Origin of the sequence: Sphingomonas spermidinifaciens, assembly GCF_002351485.1 — a bacterium.
Classification (GTDB): Bacteria; Pseudomonadota; Alphaproteobacteria; order Sphingomonadales; family Sphingomonadaceae; genus Sphingomonas; species Sphingomonas spermidinifaciens.
In genome coordinates this window covers 697,559-708,673 of record NZ_NWMW01000002.1, presented here as the reverse complement: position 1 = coordinate 708,673, position 11,115 = coordinate 697,559, and the positions used below count along the sequence as shown (strand labels likewise).

The 11,115-nt window shown below is 62.5% G+C and carries 8 protein-coding genes and 1 pseudogene; 3 read left to right on the top strand and 6 right to left on the bottom strand.

Annotated features, from left to right (window positions below):
- Positions 1-48 precede the first annotated feature (48 nt).
- Both COC42_RS13445 and COC42_RS13440 read right to left on the bottom strand, forming a co-directional pair.
- Positions 49-1,392: an MFS transporter gene (locus COC42_RS13445; RefSeq protein ID WP_096343802.1), complete on the bottom strand. Its 1,344-nt coding sequence runs from the start codon at positions 1,390-1,392 to the stop codon at positions 49-51.
- Between the two features lie 1,572 nt (positions 1,393-2,964).
- The gene (locus tag COC42_RS13440; protein WP_096343801.1) at positions 2,965-4,155 is read right to left on the bottom strand and encodes a hypothetical protein; all 1,191 of its coding nucleotides are present in this window, start codon (positions 4,153-4,155) and stop codon (positions 2,965-2,967) included.
- Here COC42_RS13440 and COC42_RS13435 point away from each other — a divergent pair.
- Genes COC42_RS13435 through COC42_RS13425 form a run of 3 tightly spaced genes read left to right on the top strand, consistent with a single transcriptional unit; the run spans position 4,139 to position 5,772 of the window.
- A complete protein-coding gene (locus COC42_RS13435; protein WP_245844134.1) occupies positions 4,139-4,465 on the top strand; it encodes a type II toxin-antitoxin system Phd/YefM family antitoxin in 327 nt (108 codons plus the stop codon). The genes COC42_RS13440 and COC42_RS13435 overlap by 17 nt on opposite strands.
- Positions 4,465-4,890: a type II toxin-antitoxin system VapC family toxin gene (locus tag COC42_RS13430; protein ID WP_096343799.1), complete on the top strand. Its 426-nt coding sequence runs from the start codon at positions 4,465-4,467 to the stop codon at positions 4,888-4,890. Before COC42_RS13435 ends, COC42_RS13430 begins: the two co-directional genes overlap by 1 nt.
- A 42-nt stretch (positions 4,891-4,932) precedes the next feature.
- Complete coding sequence (locus COC42_RS13425) at positions 4,933-5,772, top strand: protein NO VEIN domain-containing protein (RefSeq protein WP_096343798.1); 840 nt, start codon at positions 4,933-4,935, stop codon at positions 5,770-5,772.
- 73 nt (positions 5,773-5,845) lie between these two features.
- Here COC42_RS13425 and COC42_RS13420 read toward each other — a convergent pair whose 3' ends face one another.
- The 4 genes and pseudogenes from COC42_RS13420 to brxL all read right to left on the bottom strand — a co-directional run bounded on the left by COC42_RS13420 (position 5,846) and on the right by brxL (position 11,105).
- Positions 5,846-6,682 (bottom strand): P-loop NTPase family protein, encoded by an 837-nt coding sequence (locus COC42_RS13420; RefSeq protein WP_096343797.1) that lies wholly within the window; start codon positions 6,680-6,682, stop codon positions 5,846-5,848.
- Positions 6,683-8,644, bottom strand: a complete 1,962-nt coding sequence (locus COC42_RS13415) for a coiled-coil domain-containing protein (RefSeq protein ID WP_096343796.1) — start codon at positions 8,642-8,644, stop codon at positions 6,683-6,685.
- Between the two features lie 396 nt (positions 8,645-9,040).
- Complete coding sequence (locus tag COC42_RS17985; RefSeq protein ID WP_245844131.1) at positions 9,041-9,508, bottom strand: MIT C-terminal domain-containing protein; 468 nt, start codon at positions 9,506-9,508, stop codon at positions 9,041-9,043.
- Positions 9,481-11,105 (bottom strand): annotated as a pseudogene (gene brxL / locus COC42_RS13410) (BREX system Lon protease-like protein BrxL). Before brxL ends, COC42_RS17985 begins: the two are co-directional and overlap by 28 nt.
- Between the last annotated feature and the right edge of the window lie 10 nt (positions 11,106-11,115).

Sequence of the window (11,115 nt, the reverse complement as noted above, 5' to 3'; positions counted from 1 at the left end):
ATCATCCTTCGCCCACCGGCGGTCAGCATGCCCGTTCCCCAATCACAATCAAGCCGGTTGACGCGGCTGCGCCCGCCCGGCCGCAAAGGCAAAGCCGCAAAGCGCCAGATAACAGGCCGCCGGCACCAGCATCGCCGCGGCATAGCCTGCCACATCGGCAAGCGATCCCACCGCCAGCGGCAGGATCGCTCCGCCGACGATCGCCGTGCACATCAGGCCGGCCGTCGCCTCGCTGCTGGCGCTCGACCGCTCAAGCGTCAGGGTGAAGATCACCGGGAACATGATCGAGTTGAAGAGGCCGATCGCCAGCGCGACGAAGCCCGCGCTCACCCCGCCGACGCCCGCGACATAGACGCACATCGCCGCCGCGATCGCGGTGGCGGCGGCCAGCAGTTTCGTCGCCGACGCGCGCGCGAGCAGCACCGACCCGATCGCGCGCCCGACCATCGCCCCGCCCCAGTAGAAAGCGACCGCCTTGGCCGCTTCCTGCAGCGAGACGCCCGGCACGCCGTCCGACCCCATGGTCAGCCCCAGCAGCGGCACACCGAACGCCGCGTCCGACCGGCCCCAGACGCTGTCATCGTTGAGGAACAGCGCCATCTGCGTCCCGATCGCCACCTCGGCCCCGACATAGAGGAAGATCGCCGCCGCGCCGAGCAGCGCCCATTGCGAGTGGAACACCGCGGCGATGCCGCCGGTGCCGCTGGCCGGTGGCGCGGCGGCGGCGATCACGCGCCTGCCGAAGAAGAAGAACAGCGCCAGCAACGCGATCATGCCGCACAGCCAGAGATACGCCGTGTCGATGCCCGCCAGCGCCTGCGCCCGCGCCGCCGGATCGACCGAAGCACCGGGCTTCACCTCGATTCCGGTCAGGAACAGGTGCGCGCCGACGATCGGTCCGATGAAGGTGCCGAAGGAATTGAACGTCTGACTGAGCGTCAGGCGGAAATGGCTGCGCTTCGGATCGCCGAGCGCGGCGGCTAGGGGGTTGGCCGCGACCTGGAGCACGGTGATACCCGACGCCAGCGTGAACAAACCCAGCAGGACCAGCGGATAGATCGCCAAATTCGCCGCGACGAGCATCGTCACGCACCCTGCCGCCATCGCCCCCAGCGCGATCAGGATCGAGCGGATCGACCCCACCCGCGACACCACGGCCGCAGCGGGAAAGGACACGAAGAAGTAGGCCGCGAAAAAGGCCGAGGCGACGAGCTGCGCCTGAAGATTCGAAAGCGTGAACACCCCCTTCACCGCCCCCACTAGCGGGTCGATCAACGAGGTGATGAGGCCCCACGCGAAAAACAATGTTGTGATGACCGCAAAAGCGAGGCGCGTCACCGCGCCCACGGGCGCACCGCCGCCATATGCAGCACCGGGAAAAACCAAGGCCATTACAAACCCCATAAATAAATCGTCTTGGATTTGTGATAGGGAGGACCACATGCACCCGCAAGCACGGGTGCGTCACGATCGAACGCGATTCAGGGTTTGAACGCTGTGCTCATCGTACGATTTGCATCCGAAGCCATGTATGAATGGTTCAGCCCGGTAGGACGGTTGTGAGGCACGCGCGAACACGGAACATATTGCGCAACATGAGCGAGTATTCGAAGCTCGGCGCTGCTTCTATCAGGCTAAGCGTCCGGAGAGGGTCCTGTCGGTCGCTAAGCACTTGTCTCTTTTGCGCTGACAGCGCCCGCGCAACCGCGATCAGCGAGCAGCGGCCCGGTCCAATAGGGCGCAAATTTCCTCAGAGGCTTGATGGCATTTACGATGGTACCATCTAGAGAAATGGCAGATTTTCCTCTTTATCCTAGATGGTTAGAGATAGCATGCTGCTTCCGTAGGGGTCACCACCGGCAAGCGGGGAATGGCGGTAGTCTGCCGCGTTGGGCTTGTCGCGTCAGGTCGCTCTGTTTTTTCCCCTAGTTTTCGGCAGCTTCGCTGGCACCCTTCAGCACGCTGTGGACGATCGTCCTGTTCCTTCGTCGAGGGATGCGCCCGTCGCTCATCAACACGAACGATCGCAGGATCGGCTGCGAAACCAGAAGTGCGACACTGCGCAACCCGACGAATTGCCGCGCGGCCGATGCAGAAACAAATGCGACTTCCGCTCGCAAGGAAAGCGCAAAGCCATGGATGTGGCGAGCTCAATCACCTCCTTCGTTGGCGCGTCGTCGATCACGATCAACCGTGCTGATTTTTCACATTCGCGCTGGCGGTAGTCGATCGATTGACCCACCGCGAAGCACAGGGCCGTGTGCTCCCTTGATTCTACCTCAATCTGCACTGCGCCGCGCTCTAGGGGATACCGTCACCCTGGAGCGGCGCCTTGCCGCATTCCTTTTGTCAGCGCTGACAGATCCTCGCGCTGAAAAAACTTACGTCATCGGGTTCCGAGAATGAAGGAATGGCGCAAGCCGCAAGCGAGTAAGCCGTATCAGGTCCATCAGCTTCGCCGGCAGGAAGGATCGCGCCCGCGGATGCCCTGCAATAGGTCCCACCGGTAAGGCTTTGCAGCGCGATGACTTAATGCGGCCTGCGCGATACCAGTCAAACACTGTGGAACTCGAGCGAGTCATTCCCACTCGATGGTCCGCAGCCATCATAACTGATTGATCTTCCAGAGGAAAAATATTTCTGCACCTCTGCGATACCGTCCCAGGCACCGCGGAAAAGTCGCGCTGTTGATTTTATTGGTGGATTCAGCGGCTCTCGAAAACCCGACTTTCCGGATCAATCGCCACCATTCGCCCCGCTCGCCGCATTTTTTGGTGGATCCCGAGCTGGTCTCCAATGAGCAGACGCTCAAGAAAATACCGTCAAACCATCTAAAAGCTGTCGCAGCATGGCTCCATCGCCGCGTAGGTGTACACCGGTAAGTCGGAATTATCACGCATCTGAGATGCGCGATAATTCTCACGCAGCTGACCGAGAAGGGCGTGAGCAGAGGCGGCGGTTCGATCACCCTTTCAGGTTGCTGGCGTCATCCTGCACCGTGCAGGCCTCCATCTCTGAGACCTCAGCGGCAATCGTCGACAGCTGCAGTTGGGCTTCCATCCTCTCCAACCGCTGCAGCGCCCATTCGATGAAAGCATGAGAAGCGGAAGCTTCCCCGAGGATTTGGGCAGCCGGAAGGGTCATCAGAAACGTGCGCAGTCGATCTCGCTCATCCGCCTGCGCGAGCTTCCGGTCGAGATATTCCACCCGTTGCTGTTCGAGCTTGGCCAGCCGCGCCTGTTCGGCGCGCCGCTGGCGGGCAATCTCCTCGAGCCGTGCCCGCTCGCGGGCCTCTTCCCGCTCCACCTTCCGGCCGGCCGCGAATCCAGCAAACGAGAGCAATATCTCATTGATCCGGCTGTCGATCTTGCGGGCGCGGGTATCGGCGAACCGACGCTGAGCGTTTTCATATCGTGACCAGCCCGCGATCTCGATCGCCATCTCACCGGTTGGCGTGAAATCATAATAGGGGATGGAGGGGCGCTTATCCCAATTGTCCCAGTCATTGCGATGGCGGGCATACCAGCGCTCGCGCCGCCGTGTCTCCTCTTCCGTGGCCACATGGAGCGAACGGCGGATCGTCTGGTACACGGTGAAGCCGATCCCTTCATCGTCGACCATCATCTCGAGGCCCTCGCGTCCGGCTTCGAAGCGATGGCCGCGGGCCAGAGCATTGTAGACGAGTGCATTCAAAAAGACGCCGACACGATCGAGGGTGTCGGGGTGCGCACGTATGCGAAAGACGTCCCCGCCAAGACCGGTGATCGCGCCATTTTGATCAGGCTGGACCTTCCTTGCTGCAACAAGCGTCTTAGCGACGAGCGGATGCAGCTTCTCCGGTACGGCTACAGCTTCCAACGGCTGCCTGGCCAGCGCTATCGCCGCCTCGATCGGCTCCGGCGGGGGCGGCTTCGCGCGGGCATCGATCACGATGCCATCGCTCACGCCCTTCGGTGCAACGCCGAGCGGTTTACGCTTAACCGGACGTCCGGCATGCAGCCGTCCCCAATAGGTGGCATCCGGCAAGGGGATGGCGTGCTTCACGCATTGCTTACGCAACGCCACGTCGGAGATGCCGAGCTCGGGCGCTACCTTGGATACGGCGCGCTCCCAGATCATGTCGTAAAGTTGCTGCCGTGTGAGAACATGGCGCATCGGCAAACCTCCTGGAATTTTTAAGTTCGATACGCTATATGACCATCTACATAGTCAGGAACGCGACATGGATGTGATCAATCTGGCAGATGCCAAGGCCCATCTGAGCGAGCTTGTCGACCGGGTCGAAGCTGGCGATTCGATCGACATCACCCGTCGCGGCAAGCCGGTTGCGCGGCTGACCGCTGTAGCAAGGCCGCGCAAGCCGATCGATGCCGAGCTGCTCCGATCGCTGACGACGGCTATGCCGCCGCAGTCCCAGAGCGCCGGCGATCTCGTGCGCTCGATGCGGGACGGCGATCGCTACTGATGCTCTATCTCGACACGTCGCTGATCGTCGCGGCGCTCTCCAACGAGGCGATGACGCCGCGCGTCCAGGCTTGGCTGGGAAAGCAGGATCCGGCGCAACTGCTCATCAGCGACTGGACCATCACCGAGATGTCGTCTGCCATGGCCATCAAGCTGCGCACCGGGCAAATCAGCCTGGAACAACGCGCTGCGGCGCTTGCCATGTTCAACCAGCTGATCGCCGAGAGCTTCACCGTGCTTCCCGTAACAGGCGGGCAATTCCGGGCGGCTGCGAGGTTCGCTGATCAGCATGGCCTTGGGCTCCGCGCGGGCGATGCTCTGCATCTCGCCGTCGCATCGGAGCATGGCGCCACGGTGCATACTCTCGACCAGCGGCTCGCGCAGGCCGGGCCAGCGCTCGGCGTGCCCGCGCAGTTGCTGGCGTGATCCAAGTCCCTCCAAATTTGGCCAGTCCGCTCGGGAGCTGACATGGCGGGTGATTGGTCCGACGAGCAAAACGACGCGATCGTCGCGGATTATTTCGCGATGCTCGCGAACGACATCGCCGGGCGCCCCTACAGCAAGGCCGAGCATAACCGCGTGCTGCAGGCGGTGATCGATCGACCGCGGGGCTCCATCGAATACAAGCATCAGAACATCAGCGCCGTGCTCAAGGGGCTCGGTGAGGATTGGATCCCCGGCTACAAGCCAGCTTTCAATTTCCAGGCCTCGCTGGTCGATGCGGTGGTGCGCTGGCTCGAGCGCCATCCTGACTGGCTCGCACCGGCCGCGCGGATGGCGATGGGGCCGTCAGTGTCTGCACTTCGAGAAGAGGCCCTGCTGTGGATCGGCCCGCCGCCGACGCACAGCAATGCGCCCCCGCCCGACGAACTCGAACAGATGGCTGCCATTGCTCGAAAGTATGATGTGGCGGAGCGTGATGCCCGCAATCGCGCTCTGGGTCGTGCTGGCGAGGAGCGCGTCCTCGCCCATGAGCGAGCCACCCTGCTCGCCGCCGGCCGGTGCGACCTCGCCGATCACATCCGCTGGGTGTCACATGTCGACGGCGATGGCGCCGGCTATGACATCCTGAGCTTCGACGCCAACGGCAGCGATCGGTTGATCGAGGTGAAGACGACCAATGGCTGGGAACGCACGCCGTTTCACATCACGCGCAATGAGCTGGTCGTTGCGCAGGAGCGACGCAAGGATTGGCGGCTAATGCGGTTGTGGAATTTTGCGCGAGAGCCGAAAGTGTTTGAACTGCAGCCGCCGATGGAGGCGCATGTGTCGCTGATCGCGACTAGCTATCAGGCAAGCTTCTTATAGCAGGCAGAGACCCGACTGACAGCTTCTCCGAGCAAATTGCTAGAAGCCGCCACCGGCTGAAAGGACGCTACGCCTAAGCGACGTTGGAGATCAGCCCACCTTCTCCTTGTGGCACCAGCTCGTGAACATGGTACGGAATGTCAGCGCTGCGGCACTTTCTACCCAGAAACTCGGCCTCGGAGCTGTCATGTGTGGACAGGATGACCTGATAGCCTAGCTCGCGCACCATCTGCCGAAGCAGGTCCTTGAACGCGCTCGCGTGAATCACGTCATTGTGCTGGAGCGGATCGTCCAGAAGCAGGCCGCGCCAGCGGGACCATCCGAACGTCGTGCTAGCTGCGAGCAGGGCGGCCACGCTCAGCGCCGACAGCTGGCCCTCGCTGAAGTAGAGATTAGGATTCATCTCGAGCTGCGTCACCGATCCGTCAGCCTCGCTCCGCACGATCCCCGGGCGCAGCTCGGAACGGGTCACATGATGCTCGGCGCGGTAGATGATCGATGCATCCGCCCAGGTCATCAACGTCCGGGCAAACCGCTGGATCGTGGCGTTGAGCGGCGCCAACACATCGTCAGCATAGGACTCCGCTCGCTGCTGGAGTTGGCTGCCAACGGCGTCAATTCGATCCCGCGCCCTTTGCGTGAACTCGAGCTCGCGACGCGCCTCCTCAGCGCGTCTTTCCAGCAACCGGCGGACATCAAGATCGGTTGCGGCGTTCTCGTTACGTACGATCTCGGCAATCCGCGCCTCGAGACGGCGCAGTTGCTCGTCGCTCATCCACTTGCGATAGCCGGCAACAAGCTGCTGCTGCGTCGCGCGCACTTGCTCAAGCTGCGTCGAACGTTCTTTGATCCGGGCGCGTCTTTGAGCCACCCGCGCGGTGTCGGGCTCCCCGCTCTGACCAGCATCCATCTACCGCTTGACGAGCGCAGATCGGGTGTTGGCCAAACTATCGAGACGAGCGTTGGACGCGGTCTGCGCCTCGGTCTCCCGAACCTCAGCCTCACGTTGGGAGTCCCGAGCCAAGCGAGCCTCATCGGTAGCGGCACGTTCCACGGATATCCGTGAGGAGAGGTCGGAAAGCTGGCTCTCGATAGCTGCCTGCTCATTATCGAGGTCGACGAGTAGCCCCTTCTCGTCAGTCCATATCTCGGCATGCTGCCGCAACGTGGTCCGTGCCGCCCCAACATCCTCGTCGGCTGCATCCCTAGATTGCTGGAGCGTGCCACGCTTCGTCAGCTCCGCCTTCAGAACCGCTTCAGCTTCCTTCAGCCGCGCGTCTATCTGCTCAGGAGTGTCGCTGGCGGCGAGCTTCGCATCAGTCTCGACAAGCTCCTGCTCCAGAAAAAGCGTCTCGGATTGGTCGTAGACCCCGTCTGCCGAACCTCCCGCTTCGACAAGCTGCTGGCGCAGCTCCTGCTCCCGTGCACGCAAGGTCGCCATCGATGCCTGCAGCTGCTCCAGCTCGGCGATGGCGCGCTCCACATCCACGATCTGACGCCGGAACCCTTCGCTTTCCAACCGGGCCTCTGCCAGCGCCGTGGCCAATTGCGATGCAGGCCGAGCATCGGCGGCGCTCTGCTGGGTGGCGAGCGCGGCAAGTCGCCCCGGTGGGAACTCAGAGGCGCAGACCGGACAGGTGACATCGTCATGCCCCAGCCGATGCGCAATCACCGAGACGGCTTCGGAGATGGCCCGCGTGCGGTCGTCGTGCGCGCGCAGATCCGCGTTGATGCGGGCGATCATGGTTTGAGCGGCAGCTTCCCGCCCGACCAGAGTTTCGCGCTGCGCCCGCAGGTCCGCCGCTTGCCTGCTCGCGAGAAGCGGTGTCAGCCGGTCGATCTCGGCGCGGGTCACAGTCAGCTTTCCCGAGACTTCGGCCCTGCGCCGCGCAAGAGTGACCCGGTCCGCTAAGGCGCGGCGATCGGCTCGCTGGGCGGTCGCGCGCGCAAGGCCCTCCCGCAGAGCAGCGATGCTGACCTCAGTCCGGCGAAGCTCAGCCTTCGAGCGCTCAAGCTGCTCTTCCGCGTCTCCACGCCGCGATTGCGCGTCCTCCAGCTGACGAAGAGCGGCCCGCACTCGCGTCAGGATGACGGAGCGGGCCTGCGCCTGCGCAGCCTGGCGCTCGGTGGCGACCAAATTCGCTGTCATCCGCAAGAGCGAAGCCTCGGCTTCCGCAAGCTTCTCGACTGCTGCAGCCCGACGCTGCTCGATATCGTCGGCCCTGCTCCGGAGAGTCTGCGTCTCCGCGCCGGCTGCGTCGAAATCAGCCGCAATCTTTGCTAGCGCGTCGACGGCTTCGGTGTCGGCCACGCTACGCTGCTCGACTGCGCGCAGAAGCTCGGCGAGTGCCTCGAGCAGCGCCTCCGAAGGCGTGGATGGTTCCGGCATGCTCCAATCGACCCCCGGGGCCAACCTAAGGACCTGAACCCCTGCCAGCTCCACCGCCTCGCGCAGCGCTGCGGGTGGAACTGCTTCATCGGAGGAGGAAAGCTGCCTGGCGCGATCCCGCTCACTGAGAAGAGACGTCCAAGCTGTCAAAGCCTCTGACGCCTCGCCGAGCTTCTTCGTCCGGTCCTCCAGTGCGCGCGTAAAAGCCCGTCGCACACCGAGACCACTCATCCGCTCACGGAGCGCGTTTATGCGGTCAACGCCAGCGGGGCCTTTCAGGGCTTCCCATTGCTTCTCAGGCTTACGAAGAGAGAAGCGCTGTGTCGCTGCCTGACCCAGGAAGTGGGTGATGGAGAGGTAGCCATGGAGATTGGCTATCTCCGCCCACTCCGGGCGCTTCAGAAGCGCCGCGATCGCGTCCTCATCCGGAACGAAGCCGGCCCCACGGTCGATCGGATCGCCGTCGCTGAACTGCAGGCTCACCCGGTGGCTATTCGCGGGCGCGCCGATGCGGGTCAGCGGGTCGGGCTCCTTGCGCCGAGCGTCCGTCGGGATGTCCTGAAAGCGGCTGACCTGATTGGTGAGCGCCCACGCAGGCTCCGATGCTCAGCGATCGCTATCGCCAAGCGAACCGAGGCCAGATCCAAGCCAAGGCGGCGGCTGGGTTTTACGCCAGCCCCCATGTCATCCCGCTCCGACCATCGTGGTCAACCCGCCGCGCTTTTACACGGCACAGTAGAACGCGATCCTTGCAGCTCTGTGACAGTTATCGACTAGCTGAACGATAATACTGGCGGCGTCCCGCTTACAGGGGGCCTCGCCGACTACCACTTAGGCCGTCGCGCAGGTTTCGCACACCTTACCACAGAGCGGCCTGAGTTAATGCCTCAGGTAAGTCACTTCGAAACCCTTGACCTGCCGGTATGCCTGAAGGCGGTTTGGCAGGCTAAAGGCATCGTTCATCTCGAACTTTTGGAAGATGTCGAGGCCTCGATCGAGACTGATCTTCCAGCCCGTGTCGCTGTTGATGTGCCGCGCGTGAATGGTGTTGGTCCCGTCGAACTCCCAGGAGAAGGTTATGCCAGCGGCCGCGCCGGCGGCCTCCACGGCCACCAGATTGGACCGCTGCTTTTCGGGATAGTTCTCGTCCAGGCAGGTTACGAGGTGAACCGCGACCTCGTCCTCAGGCGCTTTGTGCAGCGCGATCATTTCAACGAACTCCATCACGTTCCTGATCTGATGGAACATCCGGATGTAGGGATCGGTGATGACGATCCTCTTTGCGCCCGCGATCCAGGGCCAGAAAAGGTCGGCGAATGTCACCCCCTTTTGGTTCTCGTTGAACACCCTGTGTCCCTCGCGCGGGGCTGCGGGCTCAGCCTTGCCGCCAAGCGTGACCGACGTGGTCGAGGTCGCTGACGCGGAAGTGGTGGAGCCCCCCCTTCTGACGCAGTCGGCTCCTCATGCCCCGGGGCGCGCTTGTGATAGTGGTCGGGGTATTCCGTCTCCTCCAGCGTCGTGACGCTGACTCTACGGCCGTCGCACGCGGTGAACGAGAAGTCGGTCTCGGGGTAGGTGCTGTCTATCCGCAGAAGCTGGTCCTTGACCCGCTTCCGGCCCTCCATCGCGAGGTGCAGGATCTCTTCCACCTCCGCATCGCTTGCGTCGTCCGCTGGGAACAGCAGCTTCATCATGCCCGAGAAGGTCTTGTTCACGCCATCGCGATCGCGCGTTGAGATATCGGGCGAAAGGCTGAACAGGTCTCGGTAGCGGTTGGAATAGTCGTCGTTGCGCATGTGCCGGAGGATCTCGGCTAGGTAATCGACAACGAAACCGTAGCCGGTCGCAAACATTTCGCCGCGGATGACATCGATCTCCCAGCCCGGCACATAGCTGTGAAGGCGATCTATGAAGGCCGAGTCGTAGTACTTCTCCGGCAACTCATCGAACAGGTCGCTATGCTTCAGCATGTAGGGAACGGTGTGCTTGGTGTTCCCAACAAAGACCATGGACGCCTCGGCTCCGAGCGCCTCAACGCCCCGGGAAAAGCTCTTATTGGCCATGTAGTTTTTCATGATATCGACAAGCGCCTTGTCGACGCGCTTTTGCCGGCCCGCGAATTCGTCGAAGGCGACGACATCCCAGTAACCGACCAGGCCAATCTTGCCCGAGCTGTTGTTGACGAACAGCTTGGGCGCCGTCACCTCGCCGCCGGAAATAAGGATCCCGTGCGGAGAGAACTCGGAGAAGATGTGCGACTTGCCCGTCCCCTTAGACCAAGTTCGATGAGGTTGTAATTGCGCTCAACGAAGGGAACGAGGCGCATCAGCTGCAAGAGCTTGCTCCGGCGCCCGAACATCTCGGGGTCAAATCCCACCGTCTGGAATAGCAGGTCGATCCACTCGTCCGTCGTGAACCCGGCCCGCGCCTGGAGATAAGCGTCGTAATCAAACTTGGAGAGCTGGATCGGCTTGATGCTGCCGAGGACCCAAGGCGCGACGTTCTTGTCCTCGCTGTGCTCGGACTCGACATCGGCGATGCACCAGACGCCGCTGACGAGCAGCTTGGGATGGGTCTTCACCGTCCCGGAATCGATGATCACCTTCTTGATGCCGAGGTTGGAGAAGGTGGCCTCGTACACGTCCCTGTCGGTGTTCAGATCGACGCTGATCTTGTCGATCACCTTCCATCGGCCCTTTTCCCGGATGTTCGACCGGATCAGGCCCGCCTCATTGCGATGGACATAGTGCTTGCGCAGGATTTCCTTGACGGTCTCGATCCCTGACTGAATCGAGGCTTCGTCGTTGGTGGCGCAGTATTGGCCCAGCAGGAATTCCAGCACATAGGAAGGGACGATGGCGTTGCCCTTCACGGCCTTGACCAGGTCCTTGCGCACCACAAGGCCGGGGAAGCGTTCGTTGATTTTGTCGTCCAACGCAGTCATCGCTCCCCCC

Coding starts and splice junctions, on each gene's coding strand:
- COC42_RS13420 (WP_096343797.1), bottom strand. CDS start 6,682: ATGGATGCTGGTCAGAGCGGGGAGCCCGACACCGCGCGGGTGGCTCAA.
- COC42_RS13445 (WP_096343802.1), bottom strand. CDS start 1,392: ATGGCCTTGGTTTTTCCCGGTGCTGCATATGGCGGCGGTGCGCCCGTG.
- COC42_RS13430 (WP_096343799.1), top strand. CDS start 4,465: ATGCTCTATCTCGACACGTCGCTGATCGTCGCGGCGCTCTCCAACGAG.
- COC42_RS13440 (WP_096343801.1), bottom strand. CDS start 4,155: ATGCGCCATGTTCTCACACGGCAGCAACTTTACGACATGATCTGGGAG.
- COC42_RS13425 (WP_096343798.1), top strand. CDS start 4,933: ATGGCGGGTGATTGGTCCGACGAGCAAAACGACGCGATCGTCGCGGAT.